Origin of the sequence: Bacteroides sp. K03 (assembly GCF_019734355.1) — a bacterium.
Lineage (GTDB): Bacteria > Bacteroidota > Bacteroidia > Bacteroidales > Bacteroidaceae > Bacteroides > Bacteroides nordii.
Genome location: NZ_JAASHC010000017.1, coordinates 66,659 through 84,015, shown reverse-complemented (window position 1 = coordinate 84,015; position 17,357 = coordinate 66,659). Strand labels below are relative to the sequence as shown.

Genomic DNA, 17,357 nt, shown 5'->3' with positions numbered 1-17,357 from the left:
CTTATAAAAAAAACGTGAAACATCTCAAAGATACTTCACGTTTTCTTGTTGGGCTATCTGGACTCGAACCAGAAATGACAGGACCAGAATCTGTAGTGTTACCATTACACCATAGCCCAATACTTATTTTTCAACGGTCAACCTAATTGTTTCTCGTTTGCGGGTGCAAAGATACAAAGAATTTGGAAACTTCAAACAATTCACATATTTTTTTTGCAAAAAATCAATGATGCTCTCCCTATTTTAAAGGATACATCCCTAAAAAACACAAAAAAAGAAGAGTTTTACGACATAACTTTCTTTGATACAAGAATTCAGCGTATATTTGTAACCTATATCATGTTAATATAGCAAGAAACAAAGATAAGAGCTTCCTTGTTATACATAGAGAAGTAAAAACATTGATTATTAAATTTCAACCGATAAATGAACGAGACGAAAATATTAATTGAAAAGATAACAGAAGGAATTCAAGAAAAAAAAGGTAAAAACATCGTTATAGCCGACCTGACAAATATTGGCGATACAATATGTAAATATTTAGTAATTTGTCAAGGTAACTCACCTAGCCAAATAACAGCCATCGTTGATTCAATCAAAGATTTCACCCGAAAAGGTACAGACATCAAGCCATTTGCAATAGATGGCCTGCGAAATGCCGAATGGGTAGCTATGGATTATTCAGATGTGCTGGTACATGTATTCCTGCCTGAAACCAGAAATTTCTACAATCTGGAAAATCTTTGGGCGGATGCCAAGTTAACAACGATCCCCGACATTGACTAATTTTTCAATATGGAAGATAACAACAAGAAACCCAATAAAGTAAATATGCCCAAGTTCAACCTGAACTGGATGTATATGATTATAGCCCTGATGCTCCTGGGCCTTTGGTGGAGTAATCAAGGGGGGACTATAAGCAAACAGATTCCTTACGACGAATTCCAACAATACGTTCGTGAAGGTTATGTCAGTAAAGTAGTAGGATATGACGACAGCTCGGTTGAAGTGTTTATCAAGCCACAGTTCGTAGGCAAGGTATTTAAACAAGATTCAACCCGCGTTGGCAAAAATCCTATGATTACCACTGAAGCTCCCACACGTGAGAGTCTTGGTAATTTCATTGATGCTCAAAAACAAGAAGGCCATTTTGATGGTTCCATAAGCTATGATAAAAAGAACAACATTTTTGGTTCTATCCTGATAAACTTTTTGCCTATCATCTTCCTCATCGGACTCTGGATATTCTTTATGCGCCGAATGAGTGGTGGAGCGAGCGGAGGTAGCGGCGGAGTATTCAATGTAGGAAAATCCAAAGCACAACTTTTTGAAAAAGGTGGTGCCATTAAAATCACATTTAAGGATGTGGCAGGACTTGCCGAAGCCAAACAAGAAGTGGAAGAGATTGTAGAATTCTTGAAACAACCACAGAAATATACTGACCTTGGTGGTAAAATACCTAAAGGTGCATTACTGGTTGGTCCTCCGGGAACAGGAAAAACCCTGCTTGCCAAAGCAGTGGCCGGCGAAGCTAATGTGCCATTCTTCTCTCTGGCAGGTTCAGACTTTGTTGAAATGTTCGTTGGTGTAGGTGCTTCCCGTGTTCGCGACCTCTTTCGTCAGGCAAAAGAGAAAGCTCCTTGTATCATCTTTATTGATGAAATTGACGCAGTAGGGCGTGCCCGTGGTAAAAACCCGGCAATGGGAGGAAACGATGAACGTGAAAATACATTGAATCAGCTCTTGACAGAAATGGACGGTTTTGGTTCTAACAGTGGTGTTATTATCCTTGCCGCTACCAACCGTGTAGACGTATTGGATAAAGCTCTTTTACGTGCCGGACGTTTCGACCGTCAAATCCATGTAGACCTGCCCGATTTAAATGAACGCAAAGAAGTATTTGGCGTACACCTTCGTCCTATTAAAATAGATGATAGTGTAGATGTAGATTTACTGGCTCGTCAGACACCAGGATTCTCAGGAGCAGATATTGCTAATGTATGTAATGAAGCTGCCCTGATTGCAGCCCGCCACGGAAAGAAATTTGTCGGTAAACAAGATTTTCTGGACGCAGTAGACCGTATCATTGGTGGTTTAGAAAAGAAAACAAAAATAACTACCGAAGCCGAACGCCGTTCCATTGCATTACATGAAGCAGGTCATGCTGCCATTTCCTGGCTACTTGAATATGCCAATCCGTTGATTAAGGTAACTATTGTGCCGCGTGGTCGTGCATTAGGCGCTGCCTGGTATTTGCCGGAAGAACGTCAAATCACCACCAAAGAGCAAATGCTTGATGAAATGTGTGCCACTTTGGGTGGACGTGCTGCAGAAGATTTATTCCTTGGAAGAATCTCAACCGGAGCAATGAACGACCTGGAACGTGTCACCAAACAATCATACGGTATGATTGCTTATCTTGGCATGAGTGACAGACTGCCTAATCTGTGTTACTATAACAATGATGAATATTCTTTCAATCGTCCTTATAGTGAAAAGACAGCTGAACTGATTGATGAGGAAGTGAAAAAGATGGTCAATGAACAATACGAACGGGCTAAACAGATTCTATCCGAACATAAAGACGGACACAATCAACTGGCTCAATTGTTGATAGACAAAGAAGTTATCTTTGCGGAGGATGTAGAACGTATCTTTGGTAAACGTCCATGGGCATCACGTTCTGAAGAAATCATGGCAGCTAAAGAAAGTAAAGACGCTGCAGATGCAGAGAAAGCTCTTGAAAAGAAAATAAACGAAGAGAAAGAAGCAAAAAAGGAAGCTGAAGCCTCTGCAGAAGCATCGGCTACCGAATTACAAAATTAAAATCTAAATACGTTGAAAAGCAATTTTATACAAAGAGCGATCACTGGAGTGCTATTTGTAGCCATATTGGTAGGATGTATTCTCTATCACCCATTCAGTTTCGGAGCACTTTTTATAGTAATCAGTGCTCTGACGATACGGGAATTTGGTAGTCTGGTCAATCATATAGAAGGTGTCAGTGTCAATAAGAACATTACTATGCTGGGCGGGGCTTATCTATTTTTGGCTATTATGGGATTCTGTATTGATGCATCAGACTCTAAAATATTCCTTCCTTATTTACTTTTGCTTCTCTACATGATGATTAGCGAACTGTATCTGAAAAAGGAAAATCCTGTGCTCAATTGGGCTTTCTCCATGCTGAGCCAACTATACATTGCATTGCCCTTCGCTTTATTGAGTGCATTGGCTTTTCATAATAATCCGGAAGATTCCTCTGTAAGCTACAATCCGATATTGCCGTTATCTATTTTCGTCTTCATCTGGCTGAGTGATACAGGAGCTTATTGTGTAGGCTCATTAATAGGAAAGCATCGTCTTTTCGAACGTATCTCCCCAAAAAAATCGTGGGAAGGTTCTATTGGAGGAGGCATTGTATCAGTAGCTTCATCTTTTGTATTTGCTCATTTCTTCCCTATTATGAGCGTAGCAGAATGGGCGGGACTCGCATTGGTAGTAGTAATTTTTGGTACTTGGGGCGACCTTACGGAGTCATTACTAAAACGTCAGCTTCACATCAAAGACTCCGGTTCTATTCTTCCGGGACATGGTGGAATGTTAGACCGGTTTGATAGTGCCTTGATGGCAATACCTGCAGCAGTAGTTTATCTGTATGCATTGACATGGATTTAAAAAAGATTCATATATAGAAACGGGCCTGTCTCCAACAGCAAAGACAGGCCCGTTTTAATTGAAAGCTAAGTAAATACTATTCTGTCTTACCTGCTTCCAGCGTGTTATAATCAAGGTTCAGAGCTATTTTGGGTACAGACATCGCTTCTTTCACGTTAAACGTCAACTCAACTTCACCATTCACGGATGAATTCAGCTTCAACTTCAATCCCTTCTTTCCTTCAAAGTCCAGAGAGTTCAGATTAAATGAAACGGGCTCATAACCAAACCAACCAGATAGATCGTTATGCGTATTATAGCGATATTCTAAATGGATATATCCATCATCTTCTGCTTTCTCTATTGTATTACGTACCAGACTAACCAAGTGCGGACTATAGACAGGCCTATTCTGTTCGAATACAAGATTCAGATATCCATTAGCAATCCAGATATCACCTTTAAGAATAGAGACCGGATCGTTACCTATCTCTTCTTCATTTTCTGCTGTTAAATCTTCCACCTGCTTCGTTGTAACAGGAAATAGATTCTCTACTTTAACAGCCATGTCATACTCCCCATAATTATCATACAAAGGATTGAAAACAACAAGCATACGTTTACCGTCTACCGGTTTAAATCCATAAACACTTGTTGCAGCCGGCCAAAGACTCCCATAATTATCGGATTCTAAATAATACGTATCACCACTCACGACACGGACCGTAGCCCAGCTCCCTCCACGTTGTCCGATAGAATATCCATCACTCTCATCACATGATTGCAAAGCAGGAATTAATACCAACAACAACACCAAGAAAAAACAATTCAACTTTTTCATATATGTATTCCTTTCTTTTTTGTTTCTATCAGATAAATAAAAAAGCCGGGCATTTACTGCACCGGCTTTAGATTTATTATCAAAAGATAGTTTATTTTTTAAGCAATTTCATCATTTCACGAGCAGCATGCCGGGGAGCTCTGGCTGGCCCAAGACGTTGAGCCATAGATTCATATTCATCCAACATCTTCTGGCGATACTCCTTATCAAACAAAAGTCGTTCCAACTCTATTTTCATATTCTCAACCGTCATTGTATCAGCAACGAGTTCCTTTACCACTTCACGATCGGCTATCAAATTAACAAGAGAGATAAACTTTACTTTCAGAATATGCTTACGCAAAAAGGACACAAACTTGCCGCATGCCAAATAATAACATACCACTTGAGGAATCCGGAAAAGCGCTGTTTCCAATGTTGCTGTACCAGAGGTGACAAGTGCAACATCAGAATGTTGCAAAAGCCGGTAAGTCTGATTAAAAATAATCTTCACCTGTGCATCACCTACATATTGCTGATAATATTCAGGAGCAATAGAAGGAGCTCCCGCCAGCACCAACTGATAACCAGGAAAAGCAGAAGCCGCTTTTAACATACCGGGAAGATTGTCTTTTATCTCTTGCTTCCGACTTCCGGCAAGAAGAGCAATAACCGGTTTATCCTCCAGATTATTGTCACGAATAAAATCTCCAAAATTCTCCGAATGGGAATCACAAAAAGCAGTCACCTCATCTACCGTAGGATTACCAACATAGTGTATCGGATAATTGTGCTTCTTTTCAAAAAACTCAACTTCAAAGGGAAGGATGGAAAAAAGCTCGTCAACATCACGTTTAATGTTCTTTATCCGATATTCCTTCCAAGCCCATATTTTTGGCGAAATATAATAATAAACAGGTATTTGAGTATGAGAGTGAATAAACTTTGCAATATTCAGATTAAAACCGGGATAATCCACTAAAATAACAACATCCGGATTCCAGGATACTATATCTTCTTTACAACGCCTCATATTGGCAAAGATAGTGCGCAGATGCAACAACACAGGAATAAATCCCATATAAGCCAGCTCTTTATAATGCTTCACCATCGTTCCTCCAACAGCAGCCATCAAGTCACCGCCAAAGAAACGAAAATCAGCCTGCGGATCCTCTTCTTTCAATGCAGCCATCAGATGAGAGGCATGCAGATCACCGGAAGCTTCGCCAACAATGAGGTAATATTTCATTATTCAAACCATTTATTCAGTTCATTCATAAACTCATAATCCGTCACATCCACTTTGGTCGGAGTGATGGCAACATAACCATTAGCAAGTGCCCAATGATCATTTTTCTCATTCTCCGGTTCATCATCTGTAAACTCTCCTATCAGCCAGAAGTAATTGCTATCTCCTTTTCGGGGACAAGCTTCCCATTCATTAGTCCATCGCCCCTTAGCCTGTTCACAAACCTTAATTCCCTTAATTTCCTTTGTATCAGGAAAATTCACATTAAGGCAAGTTAATAAAGGTAATCCCTTGTCTAATACTTGAGAGGCTATTTGACGAATATACGGACCTGCAGAGTCAAAATCGGCTCCGGGATCATGACTACAAAGAGAAAAGCCAATAGAAGGAATTCCATTCAGACACCCCTCAATAACAATTCCCATCGTACCGGAATAATGAACATTCGTGGCCGAATTATCACCATGATTAACACCTCCTACCACCAAATCGGGTTTCCGTTCAAGTACTGTATTCCAGGCCAGTTTAATACAATCAGCCGGTGTACCCGAACATTTGTATACGGTCAATCCTACCTCTTTACGAACTAACTGATAATGTACAGGTTGCGTCACAGTAATTGCACATCCACTACCCGAACGGGCAGTATCGGGCGCCATAACTACAATTTCGCCTAACGGACGAAGAAACTTTATAAGTTCACTTATACCTTTTGCCATGACACCATCATCATTAGAGATGAGTATCAAAGGCCGCTTATTTTCCATAATAATCTCCTTAGTCTTTATAATTCAGTACAAAAGTAGCAAAAAGAACGTTTATCACCAACTCTCCCCTTTTTTAAACCTTCATCCAGACTTTGCAGATATTTAGTTATACGCATTCAGAGAAGGTACAGGAGTTATTATTTACTTTCCGGTATAATCATTTGCAGGCGTTTACAAATCTTAATCTTCTGCAAGTGAGTAAAAAAGGGGCCCGTTATTTAATATAAATATGTATATTTGCAGGCCAGGAAAAGGAATACATAAAGATTTCATTGTTCAGTTATTAACAAAACAGATGACTTATCAACAGAATCAGTAAAGTTTCTCTTTTTTCGTAGGTGCTCTGAGTTATTATCACTTATTTCGCAGCCGATAAAATTAGATAATATGGGAAAAATAATTGCTTTGGCCAATCAAAAAGGCGGTGTAGGTAAAACAACGACTACGATTAATCTCGCAGCCTCACTTGCTACACTCGAAAAGAAAGTACTGGTGGTTGACGCAGACCCACAGGCAAATGCTTCATCCGGTCTGGGAGTTGATATTAAGCAATCAGAGTGTACAATCTATGAATGTATTATAGATAGAGCTGATGTACAGGATGCTATCCATGACACAGAAATTGAATCACTGAAAGTCATCTCTTCACATATCAATCTGGTAGGAGCAGAAATAGAAATGCTAAACCTGAAGAACCGCGAAAAGATATTGAAAGAAGTATTAACCCCTTTGAAAGAAGAATATGATTATATATTAATAGACTGTTCGCCTTCATTGGGACTCATCACTATTAACGCACTAACTGCTGCCGATTCTGTAATCATCCCTGTACAGGCCGAATACTTTGCTCTCGAGGGGATTAGTAAATTATTGAATACTATCAAAATTATAAAATCCAAACTAAATCCTGCACTGGAAATAGAAGGATTCTTACTGACAATGTATGACTCACGCCTGCGTCAGGCCAATCAGATTTACGATGAGGTAAAGCGCCATTTCCAGGAATTGGTATTCAAGACCGTAATACAGCGTAATGTCAAACTAAGTGAAGCCCCTAGTTACGGTATACCAACCATCTTATATGATGCAGAATCAACCGGAGCCAAAAACCATATGGCATTAGCACAAGAAATTATCAACAGAAATAGTAAATAAACGAGGTATATGGCAACACAAAGAAGAAATGCATTAGGCCGCGGGCTAGACGCTCTGCTTTCAATGGATGAAGTAAAGACCGAAGGTTCTTCGTCTATTAATGAGATAGAGTTGTCACAAATCTCAGTTAATCCTAATCAGCCACGTCGGGAGTTTGACGAAACGGCGTTACAGGAACTGGCAGATTCTATCTCTGAAATCGGTATTATCCAACCTATCACATTGCGTAAACTTACGGAAGATGAATACCAGATTATTGCTGGAGAACGCCGTTACAGAGCCTCACTTAAAGCGGGGCTAAAAACAATTCCAGCCTATATCCGCACAGCCGATGATGAAAACGTAATGGAAATGGCGCTGATTGAAAATATTCAGCGTGAAGACCTTAACGCAGTAGAAATAGCCCTTGCCTATCAACATTTGCTGGAACAATATGAATTGACTCAGGAACGTCTCAGCGAACGAGTGGGTAAGAAACGTACTACTATTGCCAACTATTTGCGCTTGTTGAAATTACCGGCACCAATTCAGATGGCATTGCAAAACAAACAAATTGACATGGGACATGCCCGCGCATTAATTACGTTGGGAGACCCTAAACTGCAAGTAAAAATATTCGAAGAAATATTGGAGCACGATTACTCCGTACGCAAAGTAGAAGAGATTGTAAAATCACTGAGCGAAGGAGAAACCGTAAAAAGCGGAACACGCAAAATCACACCAAAGCGTTCCAAACTACCCGAAGAATTCAACATGTTAAAGCAACATCTTTCGGGATTCTTCAACACCAAGGTACAGTTGACCTGTTCTGAGAAAGGAAAAGGTAAAATCAGCATCCCTTTCAACAACGAAGAAGATCTGGAACGTATCATGGAAATCTTCGACACGTTAAAGAAGTAAATGACAAGGAAATATAAGATATACAAGCCATATATCATCACCCTGCTCCTCTGTTTTCTACAGGTAGCAGGGATTGATGTGTATGCACAAGAACCTGCTAAGGTTACACCACACGACTCCATAACAGTACGTGAAGCACCTAAAGCACGTGCGCGCCGGCACCGCGAAATCAATAGCCCGGCAGAGAAAGATTCTTTGACCGTAAACAGAGCCCTACTCAATAGAGATAGTATCACAGCACTTAAAATAGATAGTATCCCAATGCAGGCGGTAGCTCCTATAGTAGCTGATAGCCTGGATAAGGTTAATAAAAAGAATCTCAAAGAGATAGAAACAACTGTAGTTCTACCTCAACCCAAAGATACCGTACCTCCTACCCTGCCGGAGAAGATATGGACTCCTAATCCGACAAAAGCCACTTGGCTGGCAATCGTTTTCCCCGGAGGAGGACAAATTTACAATCGTAAATTCTGGAAACTTCCCATTATTTATGGAGGATTTGCCGGATGTGCTTATGCACTAAGCTGGAATGGAAAGATGTACAAAGATTACTCGCAAGCTTATCTGGATATCATGGACAGTGACCCAACAACCAACAGTCATCTTGACATTTTGCCTCCTACAGGTTATTCAGACAGTCAGGCCAAAGAAGTTTTACGAAAACGTAAAGATATGTTCCGTCGCTATCGCGATCTTAGTATATTCGCTTTTATCGGCGTATATCTGATCTCTGTAATCGACGCTTATGTTGATGCAGAATTATCGAATTTTGATATTACCCCGGATCTAAGTCTGCGGGTTGAACCAACAATTATTAACGACCAATTCCGCCCGATGAATAAATCGGTAGGTGTACAATGTAGCTTTAGGTTTTAAAAACAACTGAAGATCAACAACTAAGAATGAAAAAACTAAAAAACTATTACCCCTTTATTCTCTTTTTCCTGTTAGCAAGCACACAGGTAAAAGCACAAAGTGTAGACGTTATTATCAAAGAAAACGGAACCGAACGCCAGGAAAGTATTGACCTTCCCAAAAGTATGACTTATCCGCTTGACAGCCTGCTTAATGACTGGAAAGCTAAAAACTATATCGATTTAGGTAAAGATTGCAGTACTTCTGAAGTGAATCCACTGTTCAGTGATTCCGTATATATTGACCGACTTTCGCGTATCCCTGCCATCATGGAAATGCCATATAATGAAATTGTACGTAAATTTATTGATATGTATGCAGGACGTCTACGCAATCAAGTTTCTTTTATGCTGAGTGCCTGCAACTTTTACATGCCTATTTTTGAAGAAGCACTTGATGCCTATAACCTTCCACTGGAACTCAAATATCTGCCTATTATTGAATCAGCCTTAAATCCTTCTGCCGTATCCCGTGCGGGGGCTTCTGGCTTATGGCAATTTATGCTGGCTACAGGTAAGATGTATGGCCTCGAGTCAAATAGCCTTGTGGACGAACGCCGTGACCCGATTAAGGCAACCTGGGCGGCAGCACGTTATCTGAAAGAGTTATACGCCATATATGGTGACTGGAACCTTGTTATTGCCGCTTATAATTGCGGCCCGGGAACTATTAACAAGGCTATACGCCGCGCAAACGGAAAAACAGATTATTGGGATATATACAATCTCCTACCCAAAGAGACTCGCGGATATGTACCGGCTTTTATTGCAGCCAATTATGTAATGACCTACTACTGCGATCATAATATTTGCCCAATGGAAACAAATATTCCTGCCAGTACAGATACGATTCAAGTAAATAAGAATTTGCACTTTGAACAGATCGCAGACATCTGCGGAGTTAGTATCGAACAGATCAAAAGTCTTAATCCCCAATATAAAAAGAACATAATTCCGGGAGATAGCAAATCCTACACGCTTCGCCTACCACAAAGCCACATCAGTATATTTATTGATCAGCAAGATACTATTTATGCTCACCGGGCTGATGAGTTATTCAGAAACCGAAAAACGATTGCTATCAATGATAATACTCCACCGAGTAATACAAGGGCAAAAGCTTCTGCCGGAAAAGGAACACCCACCTATCACAAAATAAAAAGTGGGGAAACACTGGGAACCATTGCAGCTAAATATGGAGTTCGCGTAAAAGACATTCAAAGCTGGAACGGATTACGAAATACCAAGATTGCAGCAGGAAAACAACTGAAAATATACAAATAAATACATCTTTGCTTGCATCGAGTTGAAAATTGCTTATTTTTGCAGAAAGCAATGAAAAGATGACATTTATGGATACTAATATACCCCCAAAAGAACTGGCAGAAGAAGAGATGATCGATCAGGCGTTTCAGGAATTACTGAACGATTATCTGGCAACCAAGCATCGCAAACGTGTTGAGATTATAACAAAAGCATTCAATTTTGCCAATCAGGCACATAAAGGTATTAAACGCCGTTCCGGTGAGCCTTATATTATGCATCCGATAGCAGTTGCCAAAATTGTATGCAACGAGATAGGTTTAGGTTCAACTTCTATCTGTGCAGCCTTACTTCATGATGTCGTAGAGGATACAGATTATACAGTAGAAGACATTGAGAACATCTTTGGCCCTAAGATTGCACAAATTGTAGACGGACTTACCAAAATATCCGGTGGTATCTTTGGCGATCGTGCATCGGCTCAGGCAGAAAACTTTAAGAAGCTATTGCTCACTATGTCGGACGATATTCGTGTAATCCTTATTAAGATTGCCGATCGTCTGCACAATATGCGTACACTGGGCTCCATGTTACCCAACAAGCAATATAAAATTGCAGGAGAAACACTTTACATCTATGCCCCTTTAGCCAATCGCCTGGGATTGTATAAAATAAAAACAGAACTGGAGAACCTCAGTTTCAAGTATGAACATCCTGAAGAATATCTGGAAATTGAAGAAAAGTTAAATGCCACTGCTGCCGAGCGAGACAAGGTATTCAACGACTTTACCGCGCCTATCCGGGAGCAACTGGATAAAATGGGATTAAAATATCGCATACTGGCACGCGTCAAATCCATTTATTCTATATGGAATAAGATGCAAACCAAGCATGTACCTTTTGAAGAAATATATGACCTGCTCGCTGTACGTATAATCTTTGAACCCAGAAATCCGGAAGAAGAGCTAAATGACTGTTTTGATATATACGTATCTATCTCCAAAATATACAAGCCTCATCCTGACCGCCTGCGCGACTGGGTAAGTCACCCTAAAGCCAATGGATATCAGGCACTGCATGTTACCCTGATGGGCAACAACGGACAATGGATTGAAGTCCAGATTCGTAGTGAGCGCATGAATGACGTTGCGGAACAAGGATTTGCCGCTCATTGGAAATACAAAGACGGAGGTGGTAGTGAAGACGAGGGAGAACTTGAGAAATGGTTGAAAACCATCAAGGAAATACTGGATGATCCTCAACCGGACGCTATTGACTTTCTGGATACAATCAAACTTAACCTGTTTGCTTCTGAAATATTTGTATTCACACCAAAAGGTGAACTCAAAACTATGCCTCAGAATTCTACTGCACTGGATTTTGCTTTCTCATTGCATACAGACATTGGCAGTCACTGTATCGGTGCAAAAGTAAATCACAAGCTGGTCCCTTTGAGCCACAAACTACAAAGTGGTGACCAGGTGGAGATTTTAACGTCCAAATCACAACGTGTACAACCCCAATGGGAGATATTTGCCACCACGGCGCGAGCTCGTGCCAAAATAGCAGCTATTCTACGTAAGGAACGGAAAATTAACCAGAAAGAAGGAGAAGAGCTTCTTAACGAATTTCTTAAAAAAGAGGAAATCCGCCCGGATAATGTAATCATTGCAAAGTTATCCAAATTGCATAACATGAAGGATGAGGAAGAACTCTTTGTAGCCATAGGGAACAAAAGTATTATTCTGGGAGATGCTGACAGGAATGAATTAAAAGAAAAGCAAAGTAGTAACTGGAAAAAATACCTGACTTTCTCTTTTGGGGGAGGTAATAAAGAAAAACAACCGGAAGAGAAAGAGGTACAGGAAAAAGAAGCTATCAATCCGAAACAGATATTGAAGCTTACCGAAGAAGCGTTACAGAAGCAATATATCATAGCAGAATGCTGTCATCCTATTCCGGGAGACGATGTCCTGGGATATATAGACGAAAATGACCGCGTCATCATCCACAAGCGCCAATGTCCGGTGGCAGCCAAACTGAAAAGTAGTTACGGCAACCGTATTATTGCCACTGCGTGGGATACACACAAAGTACTCTCTTTCCTTGTGTATATTTATATCAAAGGTATAGATAGTATGGGACTTTTAAACGAAATCACTCAAGTCATTTCACGACAACTCAACGTAAACATTCGTAAGCTGGATATAGAAACCAATGACGGCATCTTTGAAGGGAAAGTACAACTCTATGTACACGATGTAGATGATGTAAAAGCGATCTGTGACAACCTGCGAAAAATTCAGAATATTAAATCTGTAACACGTGTAGAGAACTAGAAATATTAAAAATCGAATGATAAGTTAAAGAACCGGACAACGTTTATCGTTCGTCCAGTTCTTTTTTTATAGACAGTAATTCTTCTCTGATATCTTTCAGGCGATTGACTATTTCGAAGTTACGAATGGTAGCCTCTCCATTATCTTTTAATTTCTGACGTGCACCAGGCAGAGTCATTCCTTTCTCCTTTACCAAATGATAAATTAGCGCAATAGTATCCACATCTTCCTTACGGTACTGACGTACCCCCCGCCCACTTGTCTTAGGCGCAATCTGAGGAAATTCTTTCTCCCAAAAACGAAGCAAAGACTGATTTACATCAAACATCTCTGCAACCTCAGCGATCGAATAATATAACTTAAAATTCTTATCTGTATTAATGCCCATCTTTAGTCAAATACTTTACCGTGGTTAGCGGCCAATTGAATCATCTTATCATAATCTTCCGCACTCAAATCCATAAAATAATAATTCACCGGATTCATCACCTGCCCTTTAAAGTGTACTTCATAATGCAAATGAGGTCCCGTGCTTTTACCTGTACTCCCTACTCCGGCAATAACTTCACCACGTACTACCTTTTTTCCAAGTTTCGTTCTGTATTCTCTGAGATGAGCATACCGTGTGCGATATCCAAAGCCATGGTCTATTTCAATCGTATTACCATACCCAGTCTCCCACCCCATCTTAACAACCACTCCGTCTCCGGTAGCATACACATCTGTCCCGGGATTGGCAGAGAAATCCATACCGGCATGGAACTTAGCAGTACCATAAATAGGGTCAATACGTGTTCCGTATCCGGAAGCCGTCTTCTTTAAGTCTTTATTCGAAATCGGCTGAATGGCCGGCATACATCTAAGCATTTCATCCTGATTTTTGCACATTGCCACTACATCATCAAACGATTTAGACTGGATATATAATTGTTTAGTAAGTAAATCTAATTTTTGTGTAGTATTCACAACCAATTTAGAATTTACCATATCCATCAGCGCTTCATAACGATTAGTACCGCCATATCCCGCTTTACGAATAGCCGGAGACACCGGATCAGCTTGTAAAATAACACGATATAAGTTATCATCACGCTGCTGTACATCCTGCAATACTCCCAGCGCATCATCCAGCCGGCGAGAAAGCACATTGTATTGTGCCTGTAAACGACTGTTTTCCATCCTCAACTCTTTTTCGGAAGGAGAACCGAAAATGAGCAACAGTACAATAAAACTACCGGCTCCCAGTCCCATACCGATAAAAAGACGACGGAGAATACTCAATGCCCGTTGCCGGACAGTAGGATAAATTCGGTCGTAGGTCTGTGTTCGCGGATTATAGATGTAGTAAACTTTGCGCATCTTAGGAAATATTTCGATGGTTAATGGGGCAAAAATAATAAAAACAAGCTATCTTTGCACTGTTTTTTAAGTTTTTATATTTTTGAGTTCTTTACTTTTTAAGTTATTAAGATCTTCAAAGAACTCTTTCCATACATTCAGTATAAACTTAAAAACTTGAAGTCTGAAAAACTAACAAAGCTAAAAAGATATATGTTGACTGCAAAAGAGACCAGAGATTCATTCAAGAATTTCTTTGAGTCGAAAGGACATCAGATTGTTCCATCGGCTCCAATGGTGATTAAAGATGATCCAACCCTCATGTTCACCAATGCGGGGATGAATCAGTTTAAAGATATTATTTTGGGTAACCACCCGGCAAAATACCACAGAGTTGCGGACTCACAGAAATGTCTTCGCGTAAGCGGAAAGCACAATGATCTTGAAGAGGTGGGACATGATACATACCATCACACCATGTTTGAGATGCTGGGTAACTGGTCATTTGGTGATTATTTCAAAAAAGAAGCCATCAGTTGGGCATGGGAATATTTGGTAGATGTATTGAAACTGAATCCGGAATATTTGTATGCTACAGTATTTGAAGGTAGCCCCGAAGAGGGACTGGAACGGGACAACGAAGCTGCTTCTTACTGGGAACAATTCCTTCCGAAAGACCACATCATCAACGGCAACAAACATGATAACTTCTGGGAAATGGGTGACACCGGTCCTTGCGGTCCTTGTTCAGAGATTCACATAGACCTTCGCCCGGCAGAAGAACGTGCTAAGATTTCCGGTCGTGACCTTGTTAATCATGACCATCCTCAAGTAATCGAGATCTGGAATCTTGTGTTTATGCAATATAATCGTAAAGCCGATGGCAGTCTCGAAGCACTTCCTGCCAAAGTTATTGATACAGGTATGGGCTTTGAACGTCTCTGCATGGCATTACAAGGTAAAACATCCAACTATGATACGGACGTATTCCAGCCAATGATCAAAGCTATTGCACAGATGGCTGGCGTTGAATATGGAAAAGATAAACAACAAGATGTGGCGATGCGTGTTATTGCCGACCACATTCGTACGATAGCCTTTTCTATTACAGATGGCCAATTGCCGTCAAATGCAAAAGCCGGTTATGTAATCCGCCGCATTCTACGCCGTGCTGTTCGTTACGGATATACTTTCCTCGGACAAAAACAGGCATTTATGTACAAACTCCTTCCGGTATTAATCGAAAATATGGGTGAGGCTTATCCGGAATTGATTGCACAAAAAGGATTAATTGAAAAAGTTATCAAGGAAGAAGAAGAAGCCTTCCTGCGTACTTTGGAAACAGGTATCCGTCTGCTTGACAAGACTATGGCCGATGCCAAAGCAAGCGGAAAGACAGAAATCAGCGGAAAAGATGCTTTTACTCTATACGATACATTCGGTTTCCCTCTTGACCTTACAGAATTAATTCTCCGTGAGAATAATATGACTGTGAACATCGAAGAATTTGATGCCGAAATGCAACAGCAAAAACAACGTGCCCGTAATGCTGCCGCAGTAGAGACAGGTGACTGGATTATCCTGAAAGAAGGAACCAGTGAGTTCGTTGGTTATGATTATACTGAATATGAAGTATCAATCCTCCGTTATCGCCAGATCAAACAAAAAAATCAGACCCTCTATCAGATCGTACTTGACAGTACTCCTTTCTATGCCGAAAGTGGCGGTCAGGTAGGTGACACCGGCGTATTGGTAAGTGAATTTGAAACGATAGAGATTATTGATACTAAAAAGGAAAACAACCTGCCTATCCATTTCACCAAGAAACTACCGGAACATCTGGAAGCTCCTATGATGGCGTGCGTAGATACAGATAAACGTGCTGCCTGTGCAGCCAATCACTCTGCCACCCACTTGCTGGACGAAGCACTACGCGAAGTTTTAGGTGAACATGTAGAACAAAAAGGATCATTGGTAACACCGGAATCTCTACGTTTCGACTTCTCTCATTTCCAAAAAGTAACAGATGAAGAAATGCGTCGGGTAGAACACCTTGTGAATGCCAAAATACGTGCCAATATTCCTCTCAAAGAATATCGCAACATTCCTATTGAAGAAGCTAAAGAGCTGGGTGCTATTGCTTTATTTGGTGAGAAGTACGGTGACAGAGTTCGTGTTATCCAATTCGGATCATCGATCGAATTTTGTGGTGGTATACATGTTGCCGCTACCGGAAGCATTGGTATGATAAAGATCATTTCTGAAAGTTCTGTCGCTGCTGGAGTACGCCGTATTGAAGCTTATACAGGTGCAAGAGTGGAAGAAATGCTGGATACCATACAAGATACACTGAATGATCTTAGAGCTCTTTTCAATAATACTCCCGATCTGGGTATCGCAATCCGCAAGTATATTGATGAAAATGCCGGATTAAAGAAGCAGTTGGAAGACTTTATGAAAGAAAAAGAGGCCTCGGTAAAAGAACGCCTACTAAAGAACGTACAAGAAATCAATGGTTTCAAAGTCATTAGATTCTGTGCTCCCATACCTGCTGAAACAGTGAAAAACATTGCTTTCCAGCTCCGTGGAGAGATTACAGAAAACCTATTCTTCGTAGCTGGTACTCTTGATCATGAAAAACCAATGCTAACAGTCATGATCAGTGATAATCTTGTAGCCAGCGGATTGAAAGCCGGAAATCTGGTGAAAGAAGCAGCTAAACTGATTCAAGGTGGCGGTGGTGGACAACCTCACTTTGCAACTGCCGGTGGTAAGAATCCGGACGGATTAAATGCGGCAGTGGAAAAAGTGCTGGAATTAGCTGGAATTTAAATCTAAAAATCAAATAAAAAGTAAGGGGTGTACCAACAAATCGAATGGTACACCCCTCTTTTTTTCTCTTTATATCCTCCAAACAGGAAAAATCCTCTATTTATTAACTACAAAGTTCTAACT

General features: G+C 40.5%; 14 protein-coding genes and 1 tRNA gene. 9 read left to right on the top strand and 6 right to left on the bottom strand.

All coding sequences use genetic code 11. The annotated features are described in order from the left end of the window. Positions 1-48: 48 nt before the first annotated feature. A tRNA-Gln gene (locus HCG69_RS13105) sits at positions 49-119 on the bottom strand. Positions 120-426: 307 nt separating this feature from the next. Between HCG69_RS13105 and rsfS the strand changes: the two genes are divergently transcribed. Genes rsfS through HCG69_RS13090 form a run of 3 tightly spaced genes read left to right on the top strand, consistent with a single transcriptional unit; the run spans position 427 to position 3,678 of the window. Beyond that, the gene (gene rsfS, locus HCG69_RS13100) at positions 427-786 is read left to right on the top strand and encodes a ribosome silencing factor (RefSeq protein ID WP_221650392.1); all 360 of its coding nucleotides are present in this window, start codon (positions 427-429) and stop codon (positions 784-786) included. Positions 787-795: 9 nt separating this feature from the next. Beyond that, positions 796-2,826 (top strand): ATP-dependent zinc metalloprotease FtsH, encoded by a 2,031-nt coding sequence (gene ftsH / locus HCG69_RS13095; protein WP_221650391.1) that lies wholly within the window; start codon positions 796-798, stop codon positions 2,824-2,826. Positions 2,827-2,838: 12 nt separating this feature from the next. Continuing rightward, positions 2,839-3,678: a phosphatidate cytidylyltransferase gene (locus tag HCG69_RS13090; RefSeq protein ID WP_221650390.1), complete on the top strand. Its 840-nt coding sequence runs from the start codon at positions 2,839-2,841 to the stop codon at positions 3,676-3,678. 76 nt (positions 3,679-3,754) lie between these two features. Here the strand turns inward: HCG69_RS13090 and HCG69_RS13085 are convergent, their stop codons facing one another. The 3 genes from HCG69_RS13085 to surE form a co-directional block, all read right to left on the bottom strand. Next, positions 3,755-4,498, bottom strand: a complete 744-nt coding sequence (locus HCG69_RS13085; RefSeq protein WP_221650389.1) for a NigD-like protein — start codon at positions 4,496-4,498, stop codon at positions 3,755-3,757. 91 nt (positions 4,499-4,589) lie between these two features. After that, on the bottom strand, positions 4,590-5,726 hold the full coding sequence (gene lpxB / locus HCG69_RS13080) for a lipid-A-disaccharide synthase (protein WP_221650388.1): 1,137 nt from the start codon (positions 5,724-5,726) through the stop codon (positions 4,590-4,592). Continuing rightward, on the bottom strand, positions 5,726-6,493 hold the full coding sequence (surE, locus tag HCG69_RS13075; RefSeq protein WP_221650387.1) for a 5'/3'-nucleotidase SurE: 768 nt from the start codon (positions 6,491-6,493) through the stop codon (positions 5,726-5,728). The genes lpxB and surE overlap by 1 nt, the downstream gene beginning before the upstream one ends. A 387-nt stretch (positions 6,494-6,880) precedes the next feature. On the opposite strand from surE, the gene HCG69_RS13070 reads away from it, so the two are divergent. From HCG69_RS13070 to HCG69_RS13050, 5 genes are all read left to right on the top strand, one after another. Continuing rightward, on the top strand, positions 6,881-7,648 hold the full coding sequence (locus tag HCG69_RS13070) for a ParA family protein (RefSeq protein ID WP_002559290.1): 768 nt from the start codon (positions 6,881-6,883) through the stop codon (positions 7,646-7,648). A 9-nt stretch (positions 7,649-7,657) separates the two neighbouring features. Further along, positions 7,658-8,548, top strand: a complete 891-nt coding sequence (locus HCG69_RS13065; RefSeq protein WP_002559289.1) for a ParB/RepB/Spo0J family partition protein — start codon at positions 7,658-7,660, stop codon at positions 8,546-8,548. Next, the gene (locus tag HCG69_RS13060) at positions 8,549-9,424 is read left to right on the top strand and encodes a DUF5683 domain-containing protein (protein ID WP_221650386.1); all 876 of its coding nucleotides are present in this window, start codon (positions 8,549-8,551) and stop codon (positions 9,422-9,424) included. 26 nt (positions 9,425-9,450) lie between these two features. Further along, on the top strand, positions 9,451-10,746 hold the full coding sequence (locus tag HCG69_RS13055; RefSeq protein WP_221650385.1) for a lytic transglycosylase domain-containing protein: 1,296 nt from the start codon (positions 9,451-9,453) through the stop codon (positions 10,744-10,746). A gap of 68 nt (positions 10,747-10,814) precedes the next feature. Next, positions 10,815-13,064, top strand: coding sequence for a bifunctional (p)ppGpp synthetase/guanosine-3',5'-bis(diphosphate) 3'-pyrophosphohydrolase (locus tag HCG69_RS13050; RefSeq protein ID WP_221650384.1), 2,250 nt, complete (start codon positions 10,815-10,817; stop codon positions 13,062-13,064). A gap of 43 nt (positions 13,065-13,107) precedes the next feature. On the opposite strand, the gene HCG69_RS13045 is transcribed toward HCG69_RS13050, so the two are convergent. Both HCG69_RS13045 and HCG69_RS13040 read right to left on the bottom strand, forming a co-directional pair. Beyond that, on the bottom strand, positions 13,108-13,452 hold the full coding sequence (locus tag HCG69_RS13045; RefSeq protein ID WP_002559285.1) for a MerR family transcriptional regulator: 345 nt from the start codon (positions 13,450-13,452) through the stop codon (positions 13,108-13,110). Positions 13,453-13,454: 2 nt separating this feature from the next. Next, complete coding sequence (locus HCG69_RS13040) at positions 13,455-14,423, bottom strand: M23 family metallopeptidase (RefSeq protein ID WP_221650383.1); 969 nt, start codon at positions 14,421-14,423, stop codon at positions 13,455-13,457. Between the two features lie 192 nt (positions 14,424-14,615). Between HCG69_RS13040 and alaS the strand changes: the two genes are divergently transcribed. Further along, on the top strand, positions 14,616-17,234 hold the full coding sequence (alaS, locus tag HCG69_RS13035; protein ID WP_221650382.1) for an alanine--tRNA ligase: 2,619 nt from the start codon (positions 14,616-14,618) through the stop codon (positions 17,232-17,234). Positions 17,235-17,357: the final 123 nt, after the last annotated feature.